Consider the following 20,642-nt stretch of genomic DNA (forward strand, 5'->3'; position numbering starts at 1 on the left):
CGGATATCGATGAGAACGAAACCGGAAGTTGCACGGCTCGGCGCGTGCGTTCATGCCGACACGATCAATCAACCCATGCGAATACGCTCGGCGCCGATCGGGGCACCCAGCGTATTCGATAAGCCGTCCGATCGAATCCGTCCAATCGAAAAGGTGAGAGTTTTCGGGAGCATGGGAAACGGTGGCCGACAGCTTTGGGATCAGTCCTGCTTTGCAGCCTCCGCGTGCGCGATGCGGCGCTTCACCGCCACAAAACTATCGGGCGTCACCGATACCGAATCTATTCCGCACTCGACGAGAAAGGCCGCGAACTGCGGGCGATCGCTCGGCGCCTGGCCGCACAATCCGACTTTCACGCCGCACCGATGCGCCGCTTCGATCACGTGCGCGATCATCCATTTGACCGCGTCGTCCTCTTCGTCGAACAGCGCGGACAGCTCGGCGGAATCGCGGTCCACGCCGAGCGTCAGCTGCGTCAGATCGTTGCTGCCGATCGAGAAGCCGTCGAAGCGAGCGGCGAATGCTTCAGCCAGAATCACATTCGACGGGATCTCGCACATGACGTACACCTGCAGGCCGTCGTGCCCACGCGCGAGCCCATGCTGCGCCATGACCGCCAATACGCGATCGGCCTCCTGCGGCGAGCGACAAAACGGAATCATGACGACCACGTTCGTAAAGCCGAATTCGCGGCGCAGGCGTTCGATCGCCCGACATTCGAGTGCGAATCCGTCACGGTAACGCGGCGAGTCGTAGCGCGAAGCGCCGCGGAAACCCAGCATCGGATTTTCTTCCTTGGATTCGAACGCCGCACCGCCAATGAGGTTCGCGTACTCGTTCGTCTTGAAGTCGCTCATACGCACGATCACAGGGTGCGGGTGATGCGCAGCGGCGATGCGCGCGAGGCCGCGCGCCAAACGCTCGACGAAATACGCCGTCTTGTCTTCGTAGCCCGAGGTCAATTCATCGATCGTTCGCTTGGCGTCGCCGTCGGTCAACGTGTCGTAGTTGACGAGCGCCATCGGATGGATCTTGATGTGATTGCTGATGACGAACTCCATGCGCGCGAGCCCGACGCCGTCCGCCGGCAACCGCCACCAACGCAGCGCGGCAGCCGGGTTGGCCAGATTGAGCATCACCTGTGTCCGCGTCGTTGGCAAGCTCGCGAAATCGATGTTTTCGACCGTGAACTCGGCGTGCCCCTCGTAGACGAACCCGTCGCTGCCTTGAGCGCAACAGACCGTTATTTCCTGTTCGTCGTGCAGCACATGCGTCGCAGTGCCCGCGCCCACGATGGCCGGCAACCCCAGTTCGCGACTGACGATCGCCGCATGCGAGGTCCTGCCGCCATGGTCCGTGATGATCGCCGACGCGCGCCGCATGAGCGGCACCCAGTCGGGATCGGTCGTGCGTGTAACCAGGATCGAGCCGTCGACGAAGTGTTCGGCGCGACGCGGGTTATCGATGACGCACACCGTTCCCGCCGCGATCGCCTCGCCCACCGCTACGCCGGTCAACAGGCGTGTCCCTGCATGCACGAGGCGATACGTCTTGATCGCGCTGGCCTCGCGCCGGGATTGCACGGTCTCCGGTCGCGCCTGCACGATCATCAGTTCGCCTGTGACGCCGTCCTTCGCCCATTCGATGTCCATCGGCTGGCCGTAGTGTCGTTCGATCGCGCACGCCCAGCGCGAGAGCGTCAATATCTCGTCATCTGTCAGCACAAACGCCGCGCGCTCCGCTTTGGAAGTCGGCACGTTCCTGGTCGGTGCGCGCGAATCGTTCGCGTAGATGACTTTGAATTGCTTCTCGCCGACCTTCTTGCCGATGATCGGCGCAAGCCCTGCTTCGCCCAATAGCGGTTTGAATACCTCGTACTCATCGGGATCGACCGTCCCTTGGACGACGCTCTCCCCAAGACCCCACGCAGCACTGATGACGACGAGCTTGTCGAAGCCCGTTTCGGTGTCGATCGAAAACATCACGCCCGCGCCCGCGAGATCCGAGCGCACCATGCGCTGCACGCCGATCGACAACGCGACTTTCGTCTGATCGAATCCTTTCGCTTCGCGATAGCTGATCGCACGATTCGTGAACAGCGACGCATAGCAGCGCCGGCATGCCACGAGCAGCGCCTGCTCTCCGCTCACGTTCAGGTACGTTTCCTGCTGCCCGGCGAAGCTCGCATCGGGCAAGTCTTCCGCCGTCGCGCTCGATCGCACGGCAACGCCGGGCGAAGTTTCGCCAACGCGTTCGCCCAGTTGGCGATAGGCGGCGCAAATGGCTTCAGCGATAGCGGGGGGCCATTCGCCATGCAATATGGCACGTCGAATCGCCGCGCCCGCTTCGGCCAACGTCAGCTTGTGCGCAGCGAGATCGGCGAGCAGCGCTGCGATCGTGTCGCGCAGGCCGTTCGCATCGATGAAGGCCCAATAGGCCCACGATGTCGTCGCGAATCCCGGCGGCACCTTGATGCCGGCCTCGCCCAGCGTTCCCGTCAACTCGCCAAGCGAGGCGTTCTTGCCGCCGACGTCTGCCACATTCGTGCGGCGCACATCGTCGAACCAGAGAACCGACGCGTTTTCAGCCATGGTGACGCCTCCTCGGGTAAGGCATCCGTGCGTCGGAGCTTGAAGCGGCCTCGAAACGCCGATGTCGACGCGCAAACCGCCTGGCGGCGCATCGATTGCCTGTGTTCGATTCTGGTCAGCGCCAATCGATGCGTATTGACGTGAGTCAATCGTCTCCGGCACGGCTGGTCAGTCGCTTCATAAACCGTCGAATCCATGGCTTATCAACGAATCGAATGCGCTTGACCGAAATCAACGGCAACTTCCAGCACGCGCCTATTGTGAAGACGTAATGCGCCATCGCGATCGATCGCCGTTACGTTCGTCCATGACCGAGGAGGAGCGACCGAAATGACCGAACTACAAATGCTGACCTACGAGACGCTTCCCGAAGCGAAAGCGAAGCCAGCCAAGCCCGCTCGGGAAGGCGCCCCGAAGGTGATCGAGCTGCCTCGTGCCGATTTGCTGTCGGGCATATCGCTGCTTGCCGCACTCTCGTTTCGTTCCAGCACGCGCGAATTCGCGCCCACGCCGCTCTCGCGTCAAACGCTCGGTGCGCTGCTATGGGCTGCCGACGGCGTGAACCGACCGATTACGGGAGGACGCACCGCGCCATCGCCACACGGACGGCAAGAGATCGATATCTATGCGGCACTCCCCGAGGGAGTCTATCGCTATGAACCGTCGACGCATTGCCTCATCCTCAAGCGCGCCATCGATGCGCGCGGCATGACGGGCTATCAGGACTTCGTCGGCGCCGCACCGCTCGATCTCGTCTATGTCGTCAGCACGTCCAGGCTGTTGTCGCTGCCGCCCGCGCAACGCGATACGTTCTCGGCCATCACGGCCGGCGCGATTTCGCAGAACGTTTCGCTGTTTTGTGCATCGGCCGGACTGGGCACGGTCGTGCGAGGCTGGATCAACCATCGCCTGCTCGCCGAAGCGCTGAGCTTGAATGAGGACGAAGTGCCGATCCTCGCGCAGACCGTGGGCATGAATGTCGTTCCGCACGCGTGACGCACGAGACCCACATCGAACCGAAGCCTGCCGTCGGCGCAGGCGAAGCGGCTGATGAAGCGCGCTTGCTGACGCTCGTCGCTGCGCTGGCCGACGAGTTGCACGGCGACGATAGCCCGTATCCCGAGGTAACGCTCGACACGCAGTTCGAGCGCGATCTGGGCTTCGACAGCCTCGCGCGCGCCGAACTGCTCGCGCGCATCGAGACGGCATTCGGCGTGCAACTGCCGGTCGAAACGTTCGCGTCGGCCGCCACCGCCAGCGATGTCTTGGCCGCCATAACGGGCGCCTCTGCGCGACAACCATCCAGCGCCGCCAGCTCACCGTCTGCACCGCTATTCCGACCCTCATCGTTACGGGTCCCCGCGCCGCCCGCGGGCGAGCCCGAGGTTCCGACGCACGCGAAGTCGCTCGTCGAGGCACTGCGTTGGCACGCCGATCACCACGCTGAACGCACGCATATCGTGTTGATCGAGGAAGACGGCGTGACTCAATCGCAGATCACCTATGGCGAGCTGCATGAACGCGCGATGCAGGTGGCAAGCGGCATGCGCAAGCTCGGCATCGACCCCGGCGATACGGTCGCACTGATGATGCCGACGACCTTCGACTATTTCGTCATATTCATCGCCACGCTGCTGTGCGGCGCCGTCCCGGCGCCCATCTACCCGCCGGTGCGCATCGGGCAGCTCGCCGAACATCTGTCGCGCCATGCCGATCTGCTGGCGAACGCGGAAGTCAAAGCGCTTGTCACCTTCGACAAAGCCGCCGCCGTCGGCCATTTGCTGAAGGTGCGCGTACCGAGCATCCGCCACGTGCTGACGCCCGAAAGCATCGAACAGTTGCCGCCCGATCGGATCGTACGCGCACACGCCGACGATCTCGCACTGCTCCAATACACATCGGGAAGCACGGGCACGCCGAAGGGCGTCATGCTCACGCATGCGAATCTGCTCGCCAACATTCGCGCAATGGGCGCCCGGATCAACGTCACGCACGACGACGTATTCGTTAGTTGGTTGCCACTCAGTCACAACATGGGTCTGATCGGCGCATGGCTTGCACCGCTCTATTTCGGCGTCCCGCTCGTCGTGACATCGCCGCTCACGTTCCTTGCCCGGCCGCAGAGTTGGTTGCAGATGATCACGCACTTTCGCGGCACGATCACCGCTGCGCCGAACTTCGCCTACGACCGCTGTGCGCATCATCTGCCGGATGCCGCGCTTGAAGGGCTCGACCTTTCGTCCCTGCGGTTCGCCTCCTGCGGCGCGGAACCTGTCAGCGTCAAAACGATGCGCGCATTTTGCGAGCGGATGGGCCCGGTGCGCTTCGATCCGCATGCGATCGCACCCGTCTATGGGCTTGCCGAAAACGTGCTCGCACTGACGCTGCCGCCGCCAGGTCGCGGCCTACAGGTGGACAACGTGATGCGCCATGCGCTTCTCGATGACGGCATTGCCTCACCTTCCGCGGGGGCTGGCGATGCCATCGAAGTGGTGGGTTGCGGGTCGGTCCTCGACGGTTCGGAACTACGCATCGTCGACGAGCAGGGGCGCCTGCTTCCCGAGCGGCGAGTCGGCCGCATCGAATTCAGGGGCGCCGCGGCAACGCGAGGCTACTATCGCAATCCCGCAAAAACGGCGCAGTTGATGGACGGGGACTGGTTCGACAGCGGCGATCTCGGCTACCTCGCAAACGGCACGCTCTATGTGACCGGACGGATGAAGGACATGATCATCCGCGGCGGGCAGCATTTCTTCCCCTATGAACTCGAAGAGGCGATCGGCCAGATACCCGGCGTCATCGCCGGCGGCGTGGCGGTGTGCGGCAGCGTCGACGCCACGCACGGGACCGAACGCGTCATCGTCTTCGCTGAAACAGCCGAAGAAGATCCCGGCGTGCGCGCAAGTCTCGTCGAACAGATCAGCCGCGCCGCGATAGCTTCTTTCGGCGCGCCCGTCGAACGCATCGTCCTCGTTGCAGCGGGCAGCGTTCCGAAAACAGCGGCCGGCAAGATCCGTCACGCAGCCATGCTCGAGCGATTCGAACACGCGGAGCACGACGGCCCTGCAGCAGCAGCGTCCATCGCGCCGCATGCCGCCTGGCGCCAGGTGACCCAGGCTGTGGCCGGCAGCCTGAAGCCGTTCGCATCCCGCGCTTTCGAAAGGCTCGGCGCGGTAGCCTTCGGCTTATGGTGCTGGGCCATGGCGCTATCGATTGCACCCGCGCTCTGGCCTCGCGTCGCCATGAGCGCCGACGAAAAGCGCAACTGGGAGCGGGCGGCGCGCGCCGCGCGCTTGTTCTTGCGCGTGACGGGGTTGTCACCGAACGCGATACCGGACGCTGCAGCCTTGCCTTCGGCCGCCTGCATCATCGCCGTCAATCATCTGAGCTACCTCGACAGCGTCGTGCTGCTCGCTTGCCTGCCTCATCCGGTCCATTTCGTCGTCAAGCGGGAGATGGAGCATACGCCGCTCATCGGGCGCTTTTTAAAGGCGCTTGGCGTCTATTTCGTCGAGCGGGACGATTATCGGGCAAGTCTCGAAGACGAGCAGCGTCTCGTCACCGCCGCGCAGCGCGAAACGCTGCTGTTCTTTCCCGAAGGAACATTCGGCCGCGCCGCCGGACTTCGGCCGTTTCATCTCGGCGCATTCCGCGCTGCCTGTCTGGCCGGGCGCCCCGTCTTTCCGATCGCGTTGCGCGGGACGCGAAATGTATTGCGCGATGGCAACTGGTTACCGGTACGGTCATCCGTAACGATGACCGTGCTCACGCCCATCGCGCCGCAGGGAACTGACCTCCGGTCAATGGCGCAGCTGAGAAATGAAGTCCGTGCGGCGATTCTCGGTGTGTGCGGGGAGCCCGAGCTCGTCGCATCGGAATAGGGAGCGAAAGAGGAAGCGCAATAGGGACGCAATCGGGACGGGAGCGAATGTCGCCCCCTTGGATTTCGCGCAACGCCGCGATCTCGGAATCGGTTTAATGCAGCAGCACGACTGCCCACTCGCTTAACGCTGCCAATACGCGCGCACGAGATGTTCGTCGTCGCTGTATTTCAGGTCGAGCGTGCCTTGGAATGCCGATTGGAGCGCCGATCCCAGGTCGCGCGCCAGATGAACGTCGGTCGTCGTCACGACCGTCTTATCGTCGGCCGTGTCGATCGACATGACGCGCTGCATCGGATGTTCCGTTTTGGCGCGGGCCGCGTGATGGTTGATCAACCCGAGCACCTCGGCGCGGTGATCGTTCGCAAATGATCCTTCGATATAGACGTATCCTGCGGGCATGTGCTCAGCGGTACGGCGGCATGCCGTGCACACCACCTCTTTCGCATCCTGCGGGCGTGATAGCCATTGCCAGCGACCATTCTCGTAGACAGCGCCGCACGTCGGGCACGCCGACGGTTCGGGGAGCTTGCCGCGCAGTGCGTAGGGGTCATTCTCCAGCCCAGGATAAACAGGCTTGTGTTCGCCGGGTTTGAACGGTCTCGTGTGTTCACTCATGACTGTTTCCTCGAAAAAGTCTGAACATCGCCGCGCAATCGGCGGCCATTCGTCTTCAGCGTAGCCCCCGTCCTTACACCGGTATTGACGTGAATCAACGGTCGACGGGTCACGTGTATGCCTTGCGCAAGCGACGATTCTGCTTTCCCCACGCGTCGCTTCCCTACACGCCGGCTTGATGCAGGTCATCCTCGAACCCATGTCGAACAGGCACGATTGTTTTGCGTTGCGCCCACTCGTGCGCAGTCCGCCGAACCGAACGAACATGCACAAAAGTATTTCTCCACACGGTTTACTGCGCCGTCCGTTGCTATGCGTCTTTCTCCTTCTCATCGGCTGCGCCCGCTGGATGGCCGGCGCACAGGCGGACACCCGCGCCAGCGACGAGCCGCGCGTGGCCGTTCTCGCTTATCACCGTTTCAGCGAAACCGCTGCCGACGATTTCATGACCGTGCGCGTCGCGACGTTCGAAGCGCAGTTGAGCTTTTTGCGTGCACACGGGTATCGCATCGTCGCGTTGCGCGACATTGTGAACTGGCTCACCGAGCCAGAGGCGACGCTGCCTGCGAAGGCCGTCGCCCTCACGATCGACGACGGACATCAAAGTGTCTATGACGTGTTGATGCCGATTGCCGTGCGCGAACATCTGCCGTGTACTTTATTCATCTACCCATCCGCGATTTCGAATGCTTCGTATGCGCTCACCTGGACGCAACTGACGCAATTACGCCAAACCGGCCTGTTCGGCATTCAATCGCATACGTACTGGCATCCCAACTTCAACGTCGAACGGGCCCGCCGAACGCCGAGCGACTTCCGATCGTTCGCCGCGAAGCAACTCGTCGAGTCGCGCGAGCGTATCGAGGCAAAGCTCGGCCTTCAGGTCGACTTGCTCGCGTGGCCGTTCGGCATCGTCGATACCGAGTTGATTTCGATGGCATCGTCAGCCGGCTATCGCGCCGCATTCACGATCTCCGGCCGCTTGATCGACAGGCACTCACCGCTTCTGTCGGTGCCGCGCTTGCTTATCACGGACGCGGATACGCCGGCGGTGCTGAGCCGCCGCCTCGGCGAATCGAAGGCGCAAGCTGCGCAAGCGCGGGTCGAGGGGCGCCGGCCATGAAGCACACGATGTTCGCAATGGTGCTGCTGGTGCTGACCGCGTTCGGCACCCCCTATGCGGCCGCGGCCTCCGGCCTCGTCCTCGACGGCGTTACCCACCAGCCCATCGGCGACGCCATCGTGACAATCGATCATCACATCATGCGTTCGGATAAAGCCGGTGGCTTTGTAAGCGACGCGCCAGACGGCGCCACGGTGCAGGTTCGCGCACCCGGCTATCGCCGCACGGCCGTGACACAGAAGGCCGGCGGCCCACTGACGATCGCACTGCTGCCGTTTCGCCCGCACGCCGTCTATCTTTCCGCCTTCGGCGTGACGAACGCCGCGTTGCGCGAGGCAGCGGTTCGGCTCACGGAGACGACTTCCGTCAACGCGTTGGTCATCGACATGAAAGGCGATCGCGGCATGACGCCTTATCACAGCCCTGCGCGCGAGAAGATCGGCGCTGCCGCTTATGTGGGTGAGCATGCGCCGGCCATCGACGCCTTCCAGTCGATCATCGACGCTTTGCGCCGTCGCGGCATTTACCTGATCGCGCGCATCGTCGTGTTCAAGGACGATCCGCTCGCGCAGGCACATCCCGAATGGGCCGTCCGTGACGCAGAGGATCGGCCCTGGCTGGACCGAGAAGCACTGCGCTGGGTCGATCCGTTCTCGCAGGACGTATGGCGGCATAACCTGGATCTGGCCGAAGAAGCAGCGCGCGCCGGATTCGACGAGATCCAATTCGATTACGTGCGCTTTCCCGATGCGAGCGGCCTGCGTTTCGCGCGCGCCAACACGCGGGCGAATCGCACGGCAGCGATCGTGGGCTTTCTCGATGCGGCGCGTGAGCGCCTTGCTCCCTATAACGTGTTTGTCGCCGCGGATATCTTTGGCTATGTGCTCTGGAATCCCGACGATACGGCGATCGGCCAACAGCTTGAAACGTTGGGCGCGGCGCTCGACTACATTTCGCCGATGCTCTATCCGTCGGGATTTACGTGGGGCTTACCCGGCTGCGCGAATCCCGTCGCCGATCCCGGCCAGATCGTGAGGCGCTCGCTCGCAGAGGGCAAACGGCGGACGGGGCTGCCGGGCGTTCGGTTTCGACCATGGTTGCAGGCTTTTCGCGACTATGCGTTCGATCGCCGGGTATTCGACGCCGACGATATCCGCGCCCAGATCGACGCGGCCCAGGCCGCCGATACAGATGGATGGATGCTATGGAACCCGCGCAATCATTACGACGCCGGGCAATTGCCGCGCTGAGCGTCATCGCAGTCTCCGCGCCGTTGATGATGGCGTTTATGTCGCACCTCGCGCGCGGCGCCGAGATCGATATGGCATCGCGTGACGCGCTTGCTCATATCGTCGAAGGCGAGGTTGCGGCCGGGCGCATCCCGGGCGCGGTGATTGTCGCGGGCGACGACCAGGGTGTGCGATATCGCGCCGCATTCGGGTATCGGTCAATCGAGCCCGTTCGCGAACCGATGTCGGTCGATACCGAATTCGACCTGGCGTCCCTCACCAAGGTGATCGCAACCACGACCGCAATCATGCAACTCGCGGAGGCGCACCGGATCGACCTCGACGAGCCGGTCGCCCGCTATTGGCCGTCGTTTGCCGCCAACGGAAAAGGCGCGGTGACGGTCGCGCAGTTGCTGACCCATACTTCGGGTCTCGCGCCAGACTTGCCGCTCGGCGCAAAAGCGCAGACTCGCCGGGGCGTGCTTGCGGAAGTGATCGATGCGCGGCTTCACGCCGTACCCGGCGAGCGCGTGATTTATAGCGACATCAATTTCGTCGTTCTTGGCGAACTCGTGCGGCGCATCACGCATCGCTCGCTCGCCGGCTATTGCCGGCAGCGGATCTTCGCACCGCTCGGCATGCGCGATACGGCCTTCCTGCCCGATGCCGCCCATGCGCAACGCGCCGCTCCTACCACAGCCGATACACGTGGCATGCGCAACGGACGAGTACACGATCCCACAGCGGCGCGCATGGGCGGCGTTTCAGGCAACGCGGGATTATTCTCGACCGCCGACGACCTTGCCCGCTTCGCACGGATGATGTTGAACGGCGGTAGCTTCGAAGGCCGACGGATCCTGCAGCCGCACACGATCGCCGCGATGGCTGCGGCCGCATCGCCGCTTGCTACTTCGCCTTGGCGCGGCCTCGGCTGGGCGCTCGATGCGCCGCTTGTCGCCAACCGCGATCGCTTGCCGCCGGTCGGTTCTCTTTATCACACGGGCTACACGGGCACGGCAATCTGGATCGATCTGGTTTCCAGGCAATTCTTGATTGTCCTGACCAACAGAGTCCATCCGGATGATCGCGGCGACGCGCGGCCGCTACGCGAACAGGCCGTCTCGTGGCTGGCAAGCCACAATAAAACGTGGTCGACCGACGAACTCTCGCAGGCGTTGCCTTCGATAGAACCGGCCGTCGCGGCCGCTCTGCGTTTGCCCACGTCGGTCGGACCCGTGCAAAGCGGCATCGACGTACTCGAAGCGCTCGGGTTCGCCCCGCTCGCGGGCTTGCGCGTGGGTCTCGTCACGAACCGCACCGGCTTCGACAGTGCAGGCAGACGCACGATCGACGTTATCGCTCACGCGCCTCGCGTTCGTCTCGCCGCAATCTTCGCTCCGGAACACGGTCTCGCAACAGACCGCGACGCACCGATCGGCGACATGCGGGATGCGGCGACCGGCATAGCCGTATACAGCCTGCACGGGGCCACGAGACATTTCGATGCGGCGATACTGCAGCACATCGATGCGCTCGTCTTCGACCTGCAGGACGCGGGCGTGCGCTTCTTTACGTACGAAACAACCCTCGGATACGCGCTTGAGGCCGCTGCCGCGAATCATATTCCGCTGTTCGTGCTCGATCGCCCCGATCCGCTCGGGGCCGACCGCGTCGGTGGACCGATGCTCGACCCGGGACATGAGTCGTTCACCGGCTATTTTCCGTTGCCGCTGCAGCCCGGCATGACGATGGGCGAACTTGCCTCGTTGTTCAATCGCGAACGGGCGATAGGTGCGGACTTACGCGTGATCGCGATGCAGCGCTACGTCCGCTCGATGGGTTACGTCGATACCGGCCTCGCGTGGACGCCGCCGTCGCCGAACTTGCGCACGCTTTCGCAGCTCGATCTGTATCCCGACGTGGCGCTGATCGAAGGCGCAAACGTCAGTGTAGGCAGAGGCACGGCCCATCCGTTCGAATGGATCGGCGCGCCCTGGATCGATGCAGTCGCGCTGGCCGATGCGCTCAACGCGCAATCGGCCGGCGCCCACTTCGCGCCCGTGGACTTCGTTCCGACCGAATCGACATATCGCGGCGTTCAGTGTCACGGCGTCAGCATCGTGCGCGATAGCGGCTCGACCTCGGTCGGGCGGCTCGGTATCGCCTTGTTGATGGCCCTGCATACGCTTTATCCGAGCCAGTTCGATATGGCGGCAACGCGTGATTCGGTCGGCTCTGCCGAAGTTTGGCGGGCGATCGCGGACGGCGCGGACATCCGCGCGATCGAGGAGATCGAAGCGCGTCAACTGGCACCGTTCAGCGTACTGCGGCAGCGCTATTTGTCATATTGATCGGGGCAATCATGCGGGTGTCGCGGTCACGCCCGCGCTTGATGCAGGTCATGATCATCCGGCGTTCGAACGATAACCTGCATACATCGAAGGCTCATTGAACGAAGCCAGTGGTGAAACTCGAGAGCGACGCGTTGCCGCCGATCAGCGATCTGGTGCTGGCAGACCGATATCTGGCCGCCGGCGAGACAACGCGCAATCAGGTGTTCGAGCGCGTCGCAAGTGCGCTCGCGGCGATCGAACCTCCGGCTCGTCGAGGGAAGGTGGCGCGCCAGTTTTACGCGAACATGCTGCGCGGCACGATCGGCGCCGGACGCATCATGGCCAACGCGGGTACCGGCCGGAACGCGACGATGATCAATTGCTTCGTGCATCCGATCGGCTCGCCTTCGACCGGCGTGGCTGCACCGTCCCAGGCCGACATCGAGCGCGCACTCGAAGCGGCCCGTGTCACGCTCGCGATGGGCGGCGGCGTAGGGTACGACTTTTCGCCGATTGCGCCGGCCGAGTCCTGGGTCGAAGACCCATCGAACCGCACTCGCGACGTGTGCCGCTGGATCGACAGGTTCGACGACGCCTGCGTCGCGCTCTCGCGTCAGGGCACACGGCGCGGCGCACAAATGGCCGTCCTACGCTGCGATCACCCGGATCTGCCGGCCTTCGTCGAAGCGAAGCGCGGCCGCCGTCGATGGACGACCTTCAATACGTCGGTAGCCGTGACGGACGCATTCATGCGTGCGGTCGAAGACGATGGTCTGTGGTTGCTCCGCCATCGAGCGATGCCCGCCGCCGCATGCCTTGCGGCCGGCGCGCACCGGCTCGACGATGGCACCTGGTGCTACGCGGCGCTTCCAGCGCGGCAACTGTGGTGCAGAATCGTCGAATGCGCGTGCGACAGCGCCGAACCAGGCCTGTTGTTTATCGATGAAATCAATCGGTCGAACGATCTGGCTTCGATCGAAACGATCTGCGCGACCAACCCATGCGGTGAGCAGCCGTTGCCGCCGTGGGGGAGTTGCGTACTGGGGCCGATCGACTTGTCGCGGCTCGTGCGCCATCCGTTCGGCGTGGGCGGCTCGCCTCGATTCGATTTCGTCAAGCTCGGCCATTGCGTGCGCATTCAGGTTCGGCTGCTCGACAACGTGCTCGAGACGACACGCTGGCCGCTCGCCGAGCACGAGCGCGAAGCGCGCCAGAAGCGCCGTATCGGCGTGGGCGTCACCGGGCTTGCGGACATGCTGGCGATGATGCGTCTGGCTTACTCTGACGATGGCGCACGGCATCTCGCAGCCGCGATTGCCCGGTCGATGCGCGATCACGCGTTCGCGGCGTCTGCCGCGTTGGCTCGCGAACGCGGTGCTTATCCGGCGTTCAATCTGGATCGATGTTTCGCCCCAGGCGCCTTTGCGGCGCGTCTGCCGGAGACGGTGCGCGACGCCATCGCAGCCCAGGGGCTGCGCAACAGCCATCTGCTTTCGTTCGCGCCGACGGGCAGCGTGAGCCTCGCATTCGCGGGCAATTGCTCGAGCGGCGTGGAGCCTGCCTTCGACTGGGTGTATCGAAGGACCGCACGCATCGGCAAAAATCCTCCGCTTGTTTATCGCCTCGAAAACCGCGCCTATCGTCTGTTTCGCGAACTGCATGGCGCAAACGCACCGCTGCCCGCTTACTTCGTCAGAGCGAACGAGGTAGCGCCGGCAGATCACATTGGGATGCTCAGCGTAATGCAGCCCTTCGTCGACGCCGCAATTTCGAAGACCATCATCGTTTCATCGCGCACCGCGGCGGGCGAAATCGACGCGTTGTTCTTCCGCGCCTGGCGCGCGCGGTTGAAGGGCATCACCGTATTCAGGCCCGACGAAGCGCTCGATACGGTGCTCCTTGCGAAGGCGGACAAGCAACCCGAGGGCGGCGTGCGTTGTTTCGGGTGCTAGGGCGCCGTTGATGAAGGCAGCCGATGCACAACCGTACCGCTCCGACATTCAACCGCCCACCGCCGGCGCCAATTCGTATGAATCGCGATAAAGACGAATGACGTCGGCCGTATCGCAGAGCGCGGTCCCGGCTCTCAGCACAGCGGCGCTGCCGGCGGCAATTGCATAACGCAACGCCTGCTCGTGACTGGCTTCGTGATCGAGTGCCCAGATTATCGCGGCAAGAAAGCTGTCACCCGCACCGACAGCGCTGACGACGGTCACGGGTGGCGCAGGCAGCGCCACAACATGGCCCGCCGTTGCAAAGAACGCACCGCGGCTGCCGAGCGAAAGCGCAACGATGCGGGCGGCGCCGCGCTCTACCAGATGCTGCGCGGCTTCGCGCCACTGCGGCGGCTCAGCCAGCGGCGCATGGGCCAGAGCCCGCAACTCATCGAGGCTTGGCTTGACGAGAAAGACGCCAACGTCGAGCGCGGCGGCAAGCGCATCGCCCGACGCATCGAGCGCCATCCTTACCCCGTTCGTATGAGCCCAGCGCGCGACACGCGCATAGAAATCGTGCGGTACGCCCGGTGGCAGACTGCCGCTTGCCACAACATAGCGGGGCGCGGGATCGAGCGCCTCCAACTCATTGAGACAGCGACGCCATTCGAGCTCCGTCAGGGTCGGCCCCGGCATCACGAAGCGATACTCCTTGCGCGTCGAAGTCTCCAGCACCGTGACGTTTTCTCTCGTGCCGCCTTCGATGGCGATGCACTTTCCGTCCACCCGCTCGGCATCGAGCAGTTCGGCAAGACACGCACCGACCGCCCCACCGGCAAGATAAACCGCAAGGCAATTGCTTCCCAGACGCTTGAGAACGCGCGCCACATTGACGCCGCCACCGCCCGCGTCCTTGCGCGGCTCGCTGCATCGCAGCTTTACCGTATCGACGACATGGTCCACCGAAAGCGAAAGGTCGACGCTGGGATTGAGCGTGAGCGTGACGATATCGACCATGTTCGTTCTCTGGCTCGAACGCTAAGCGAGCGCCGAGTCGGCCTTGTCGCTCTGCCCGCCCGACGCCGGTGCGGGCCCGGCCGTGGGCTGCCCCTCGACGGGCTCTTCCATCAACCCGAGCAACGTGGCGTGGTCGATCACCTCGGATTCGAGCAAACGGCGCGCGATGCGTTCGAGCAATACGCGGCGTTCGGTCAACGTCTTCACCACACGATCGTGCGCATCGCTGAGCAGACGCCTGACTTCCTCGTCGACAAGCTGCGCCGTGTTTTCGCTATAGCGAATGCCTTCGACGCCGAGCGGTGTCGTCGCCGAGTTGACCGTTGCAAGCCCGAGCCTTTCATTCATGCCGCAGCGCTCGACCATATGACGCGCCATCAGCGTCGCTCGTTCGAGATCGTTCTCTGCCCCCGTGGAGACATCGTCGAACACGATCTCTTCGGCGACACGGCCACCCAACAGCGCATCGAGCCGATCGAGCAATTCGCTCTTGCGCAGAACATAGCGGTCTTCGGTGGGAACCTGCTGCGTGTAGCCGAGCGCCGCGACGCCGCGCGGAATGATCGACACCTTCTTGACCGGATCGCAATGCACACGGCTCTGCGCAACGAGCGCGTGTCCGGCTTCGTGATACGCAATCGTGATCTTCTCCTGCTCGTTCATCACGCGACTCTTGCGTTCCATCCCGGCCATCGCGCGATCGATGGCCTCGTCGAAGTCGGACATCTCGATCGCATCCTTGTCGAGCTCTGCCGCATGCAGCGCCGCTTCGTTGACGACGTTGGCCAGATCGGCGCCGACGAACCCCGGCGTACGCGATGCGAGCTCGCCGAGATCGACGTCCGCGGCGAGCTTCACATGCTTGGCGTGAACGGCGAGTATCTGCCGACGCCCGATGAGATCGGGCCGGTCGATCGCAATGTGCCGATCGAAACGGCCCGGCCGCAGCAACGCCGGATCGAGAATTTCCGGGCGATTCGTCGCCGCCATGATGATGACGCCCGAATTGGGCTCGAAGCCGTCCATCTCGACGAGCAGTTGATTGAGCGTCTGTTCACGTTCGTCGTTGCCGGAGGTCACGCTGGCGCCGCGCACCTTACCAAGCGCATCGAGTTCGTCGATGAAGACGATGCACGGCGCCGATTGCTGAGCCTGCCGGAACAGATCGCGCACGCGCGCCGCGCCCACACCGACGAACATCTCGACGAAAGCCGAACCGCTGATCGAATAGAACGGCACCGACGCTTCGCCGGCCACCGCCTTCGCAAGCAGCGTCTTACCGGTTCCGGGCGCGCCGACGATCAATACCCCCTTCGGGATCTTTCCACCGAGGCGGCGATAACGCTCGGCATTGCGCAGAAATTCGACGATTTGTTGTAACTCGGCTTTGGCTTCGTCGATACCCGCGATATCGCCGAACGTCACGCCCGTTTCCTTTTGCACGTACACCTGAGGTCGGCTTTTGCCGATGCCCATGAAGTCTTGGGCGGGGCCGCCGCGCTTCAGAAAGAAATTCCACGCCACGACGAGGATCAGCACAGGCGCGATCCACGATAGCAGCGTCGAAAGCCAGGTCGACTCGACGAGGCCACGGTAGCGAATACCGGCGCTGGACAATTGTTCGACGAGTCGGTCGTCGGCCACGCGCGTCGTCGTGAACCGGCGCGGCGGGGTTTGCTTGTCCAGCGCCGCCGCGTCCGAGGCACTCAGAATCTTCGCCGCGGCAGGCATCTTCACCGTGCCTTCTATTTGAGTCGAACCGATCTCGAGATCGTCGACCGCGCGCGCGGCCACGAGACGCTGAAAATCGCTGTAGCCGATCGTCACGGTTGATGCATGCAGCGCCACCATCATCACTTGCAGGACGATGAGCGCGAAGAGCGCCATCGTGATGATGGTGCCGACGGAGTCGGGCTTTCGTTCCATCAGAGCGCTCGATATTGGATCAGGGGCAGGCGATTCGCGCTCGAAGTCATTGGACGTCGAGATCGTCGATCACCGCATGCACGCCACGCGCCGCCCATGCTGCGCCGCGCACAGCCGCACGCTCGGCCAGCGAACCCACCTTGCCGGTCAGCGTCACCGTACCGTCGCGCACTTTAATGTCGATGTGCTTCGCCTCCCGCTCGGCGTGACGTTGCAGCGCGCGACTGATTTTTTCGGCGAGATCCTGCTGCGAATGCCCCGCGCTGACATCGATGAGGTTGGAGACGCCCAACACGCCACGCATATGGCCGACAGTCCGCTCGGCAAGGTGGGAGAGATGCGCGCTCGGCACGTTGCCGCGCAGCGTGACCCATCCCTTCTCCACCTGGACTTTGACGGCTTCCTCGGAAAGTCCCACCATCCAACGCAACATCGAACGCACTGCGCTGGCCGTGTCTTCGTCCGTATGGATGTCCGCTTGCGGTAGCCGCACTTCCATTTCGATCACAACGGCCTTGACGCCCGACACACGCTGCGCCGCTTGCTCGGCGGCCAATTTTTCGGCGTAGCTCGTCGGGTGCCCGGACAGCGTCACGATGCGGTCGTTGACCTGGACGCCGATATCGGCGATATCGATCGCGGGGTCGTATTCCAGTTCTTCCTCGACGTCCTGCTTCAGTTGCTTGTCCGTCTTCATCGCACACCTCGCCTTGTCTGGACAGCGTCGCTTTGCGCTGCATTCGGTTCATCATCATCGATCGCAATGGCGCGTACTCTGACCTGCGTCAAGAACGGCAGCCGGCGCACGGCAGCGTGTTCACGAGCGAGCGTTTCGATACCTGCGTTACCCCTTTTTCCGCTATGAGGCGATCAAGCGATTCACGACGTCGCGCACGCCGCACGTATTCCAGGCAACGCCTTCGGCCGCCCGCCGTTCAGCTAACGAGTCGACTGTTCCGCTGAGCGTGACGACGCCTTCGCGCACATCGATATCGATCTTCCCGGCCTCGGACTGCGCACGCCGCTTCAACGCCGCGTCTATCCTTGTTCGAATTTCCGTGGGATCTGCCTCGGCCCGCAGGGCGATCTTGTTGACGATGCCGACGACACCACGCGCGCGCCCCGCCGCGATTTCGGCTGCGCGGCGCTGGTGTCCCCAATCGAGCGTGCCTGTCAGCGTGACGCAGCCGCGCTGAACCGTGACGTGGATCGCGTTGCGAGGCAAACCGTCAGTCGAATCGAGCATCGCGCGCACAGCGTTCGCAGTGGCATCGTCGGACTGCGCCTCATGTGCAGGCGCTTTCACTGCGAGATCGATGGCGAATGCCCGGACGCCTTTCATCCGCTGAATGGCTTTTTCGACGGCGATTTTCTTGGCATAACTCGGCACGCTGCCGCTCAGGGTCACGACGCGGTCATGCACGGCGACATTGATCTGCGATGAGTCGACGGCCGGGTCCCAATGGAGTTCGTCAATTGCGTCCTGCTTCAGTTGCGCGTCGGTTTTCATCGTTGCTCCCATTCAGGCATCGGGTGATGCGGGCTGCAGACATTGCGATGATGAAATCTTGGAAGATCGCGGTGCGGGCGCATTGACGCTGATCAAAGCGCACGTGCTTCGGGCGCAGGCATCGGGGGAAGGTTCGAACGGAACGTTAAACGAGCCGCGGGAGGAACCACCCGGTTGCGAGCCGCGCCGCTTCGTCGAGCTTGCCTGGTTCTTCGAACAAATGGGTGGCGCCGGGCACGATCACGGTTTCGTGTTCGCACAGCAACTGCGCTGCTGCGAGTTGGTTCAGACGAATCACTTCCGTATCGAGCTCCCCGACGATCAACAGCGTCGGTGCCTTGACGAGCGGCAAAGCATCGCGCGCAAGGTCGGGCCGCCCGCCGCGCGATACGACGGCGTGGACCTCGCCGGGACGCTCGGCCGCCGCACACAGCGCCGCGGCCGCACCGGTGCTGGCGCCGAACAGGCCGACGCGAAGCGGTGCCAGCGCCGGCTGCGTGCGGAGCCAGTCGAGCGCGCCCGACAAGCGTCGTCCGAGCAATGGAATGTTGAAGCGGTATTCGGCGGTGATCGCATCGTGTGCATGCTCTTCGCCCGTCAGGAGATCGAAGAGCAGGGTTGCGAGGCCCGCGCGTTGCAAAATGTTTGCCACGTCTTGGTTACGCGGGCTCAACCGGCTGCTGCCGCTTCCGTGCGCGAACACGACAATGCCGCGCGCGCCGTCCGGCACGCAGACCAAACCCTGAAGCGCGACGAAGTCGCTCGCAATCGTCATCTCGGTAGTGCGCATTTGTTGCTCCTTGACACGCTTAAGGCATCGCGGCGCGTGGCTTGCTCGTCGAAAGATGCAACCGTAGTCTAGGATTCGTTCGATGCGGCCGGTTGATGCGGATCAAGCAGGGATGAACACTGATGAAGATCGCACGGCGTCTTTTCCTGCCGCCCACGACAACGAACGAAGCCCTCGTCGCGCTGCCAGCCCTATCGGCCGGCGCCATTGGGTCGATCGCCACGCTGGTTAGCGTGGCCAAAGATGCCTGCCAATCTCCGCTGATCCCCGTCGCCGTCACAACTCATGCGCCCTTGGCACTGACTGACGTCGATAGCTTCAACTTCACTTACGTCGAACCAGGGTATCAACAGATCGAGCGCAGCACCCCCCCATCGACGCGCAATGCTGCGCCCGTCGTCGCCGACGCCTGTTCCGAAGCAACGTAGACCACCATGTTCGCAACTTCCTGGGTTGTGGCGAAGCGCTGGATCAGCGTGGTCGGGCGCATCGTCTTCAAAAATTCCTGTTCGGCCTGTGCGGGCGTGATGCCTTGTTCCTGCGCGGTCGCCTTCATCCAGTTGGACAGAATTTCAGAGTCCGTCGGACCAGGCAGCACCGCGTTGACGGTGACGCCGCTGCCGGCCACCAGTTCAGCCAATCCGCGCGACACCGCGAGTAGCGCGGTCTTGGTGACGCCGTAGTCGATCATTTCCTTCGGGATGTTCACCGCCGATTCGCTGCTGATGAACACCACGCGACCCCAGCCGCGCGCCGTCATTTTCGGAATGTAATGCCGCGACAAACGCACGCCGCTCAACACGTTGAGCTGGAGCAGGTCGAGCCATTCCTGGTCGGTTTGGTCGAAGAAATTGTTTGGGTGCGCGGTGCCGGCGTTGTTGATCAGGACGTCGGCGTCCGGAGCGTGCGCGATCAACTTCGCACAGCCTTCCGCCGTGGCGACGTCGGCGGCGACGCCGGTCAATTCGGCGTTCGGCAGCCGCGCACGCATCTCGCGCAGCGCGGCGTCCACGCGTTCCTGCGTGCGGCCGTTGACCACGACTGACGCGCCCGCGTACGCCAGTCCTTCGGCGATCGCATGGCCGATGCCGGCGGTGGAACCGGTCACGATCGCCTTGCGGCCTTTGAGTTCAATATGCATGTCGTTCGTCTCCTGATCAATCGATGGATTGCATCAACCTGCCTTTTCCGCCACTTCCGCTTCCGCTGCGCGGGCGAGGCGTTCGACCCAATCCTGGTGATAGCGATACAACGCGCCGGGATATTTGTGCCCAATCACGTCGAGGAAAAACCCGCCTTGCTGCGTCTCTTCGGTCAGCACGTGACAGCCATCTTCCGTCGGCGTGATGACCCAGCCGTGATACGCACTCGAACCTGTCTCGTCGCCATCGACGGTCGTTGCCCACGCAAGCCGGCGATCCTGCACGCATTCGGTCACGGTCAAGCTCATCGGATAACCGACCGTGACGCGGTGAAAGCGCGTGCCCAGCTTCAGTTCCGTTTCGCCGGACAGGATTTTCACCTGACCTTCAGGCGGAAAATAACTCGACCACCGTTCAGCAAAGACGAGCAGTTTCCACACCACTTCCGCAGGCGCTTTCACGTCGATGTCGTTGAGCGCGTAGATGGCCGAGACGCGCGGGTCGTACTGCTCGGGCCAGATGACTTTGTCGATCATATTCTTGAGTTC

General features: G+C 63.3%; 15 protein-coding genes. 6 read left to right on the forward strand and 9 right to left on the reverse strand.

Features of this window, described 5'->3' with window-relative positions; all coding sequences use genetic code 11:
- Positions 1-200: 200 nt before the first annotated feature.
- Positions 201-2,591 (reverse strand): phosphoenolpyruvate synthase, encoded by a 2,391-nt coding sequence (gene ppsA / locus C0Z19_RS07950; protein WP_102609361.1) that lies wholly within the window; start codon positions 2,589-2,591, stop codon positions 201-203.
- A gap of 330 nt (positions 2,592-2,921) precedes the next feature.
- Here ppsA and C0Z19_RS07955 point away from each other — a divergent pair, with 330 nt between their 5' ends.
- On the forward strand, positions 2,922-3,587 hold the full coding sequence (locus C0Z19_RS07955; protein ID WP_102609255.1) for a nitroreductase family protein: 666 nt from the start codon (positions 2,922-2,924) through the stop codon (positions 3,585-3,587).
- A complete protein-coding gene (locus tag C0Z19_RS07960) occupies positions 3,584-6,472 on the forward strand; it encodes an AMP-binding protein (protein WP_233196049.1) in 2,889 nt (962 codons plus the stop codon). The genes C0Z19_RS07955 and C0Z19_RS07960 overlap by 4 nt, the downstream gene beginning before the upstream one ends.
- A gap of 123 nt (positions 6,473-6,595) precedes the next feature.
- On the opposite strand, the gene C0Z19_RS07965 is transcribed toward C0Z19_RS07960, so the two are convergent.
- Positions 6,596-7,090: a BCAM0308 family protein gene (locus C0Z19_RS07965; protein ID WP_102609256.1), complete on the reverse strand. Its 495-nt coding sequence runs from the start codon at positions 7,088-7,090 to the stop codon at positions 6,596-6,598.
- Positions 7,091-7,355: 265 nt separating this feature from the next.
- Here C0Z19_RS07965 and C0Z19_RS07970 point away from each other — a divergent pair, with 265 nt between their 5' ends.
- From C0Z19_RS07970 to C0Z19_RS07985, 4 genes are all read left to right on the forward strand, one after another.
- Positions 7,356-8,213 carry a polysaccharide deacetylase family protein gene (locus C0Z19_RS07970; RefSeq protein ID WP_102609363.1) on the forward strand — a complete coding sequence of 286 codons (858 nt, stop codon included), beginning with the start codon at positions 7,356-7,358 and terminating at the stop codon, positions 8,211-8,213.
- Positions 8,210-9,463, forward strand: coding sequence for a putative glycoside hydrolase (locus C0Z19_RS07975; protein ID WP_102609257.1), 1,254 nt, complete (start codon positions 8,210-8,212; stop codon positions 9,461-9,463). Before C0Z19_RS07970 ends, C0Z19_RS07975 begins: the two co-directional genes overlap by 4 nt.
- Positions 9,418-11,793 carry a serine hydrolase gene (locus C0Z19_RS07980; RefSeq protein ID WP_102609364.1) on the forward strand — a complete coding sequence of 792 codons (2,376 nt, stop codon included), beginning with the start codon at positions 9,418-9,420 and terminating at the stop codon, positions 11,791-11,793. Before C0Z19_RS07975 ends, C0Z19_RS07980 begins: the two co-directional genes overlap by 46 nt.
- A 113-nt stretch (positions 11,794-11,906) precedes the next feature.
- Complete coding sequence (locus C0Z19_RS07985) at positions 11,907-13,727, forward strand: adenosylcobalamin-dependent ribonucleoside-diphosphate reductase (RefSeq protein WP_175084009.1); 1,821 nt, start codon at positions 11,907-11,909, stop codon at positions 13,725-13,727.
- A gap of 48 nt (positions 13,728-13,775) precedes the next feature.
- Here C0Z19_RS07985 and C0Z19_RS07990 read toward each other — a convergent pair whose 3' ends face one another.
- The 7 genes from C0Z19_RS07990 to C0Z19_RS08020 all read right to left on the reverse strand — a co-directional run bounded on the left by C0Z19_RS07990 (position 13,776) and on the right by C0Z19_RS08020 (position 20,630).
- A complete protein-coding gene (locus C0Z19_RS07990) occupies positions 13,776-14,726 on the reverse strand; it encodes a 1-phosphofructokinase family hexose kinase (protein WP_102609259.1) in 951 nt (316 codons plus the stop codon).
- A 21-nt stretch (positions 14,727-14,747) separates the two neighbouring features.
- Positions 14,748-16,652: an ATP-dependent zinc metalloprotease FtsH gene (gene ftsH, locus C0Z19_RS07995; protein ID WP_102609260.1), complete on the reverse strand. Its 1,905-nt coding sequence runs from the start codon at positions 16,650-16,652 to the stop codon at positions 14,748-14,750.
- Positions 16,653-16,698: 46 nt separating this feature from the next.
- Complete coding sequence (locus tag C0Z19_RS08000) at positions 16,699-17,349, reverse strand: BON domain-containing protein (protein ID WP_102609261.1); 651 nt, start codon at positions 17,347-17,349, stop codon at positions 16,699-16,701.
- Between the two features lie 162 nt (positions 17,350-17,511).
- Positions 17,512-18,162, reverse strand: a complete 651-nt coding sequence (locus C0Z19_RS08005; protein ID WP_102609365.1) for a BON domain-containing protein — start codon at positions 18,160-18,162, stop codon at positions 17,512-17,514.
- 145 nt (positions 18,163-18,307) lie between these two features.
- On the reverse strand, positions 18,308-18,952 hold the full coding sequence (locus tag C0Z19_RS08010) for a dienelactone hydrolase family protein (RefSeq protein ID WP_102609262.1): 645 nt from the start codon (positions 18,950-18,952) through the stop codon (positions 18,308-18,310).
- 346 nt (positions 18,953-19,298) lie between these two features.
- On the reverse strand, positions 19,299-20,093 hold the full coding sequence (locus tag C0Z19_RS08015; RefSeq protein ID WP_102609263.1) for an SDR family NAD(P)-dependent oxidoreductase: 795 nt from the start codon (positions 20,091-20,093) through the stop codon (positions 19,299-19,301).
- A 33-nt stretch (positions 20,094-20,126) separates the two neighbouring features.
- Entirely contained in the window at positions 20,127-20,630 is a 504-nt protein-coding gene (locus C0Z19_RS08020) for an SRPBCC family protein (RefSeq protein ID WP_102609264.1), read from the reverse strand.
- Positions 20,631-20,642 lie beyond the last annotated feature (12 nt).

This window comes from Trinickia soli (assembly GCF_002879855.1).
In the GTDB taxonomy this organism is placed as follows: domain Bacteria; phylum Pseudomonadota; class Gammaproteobacteria; order Burkholderiales; family Burkholderiaceae; genus Trinickia; species Trinickia soli.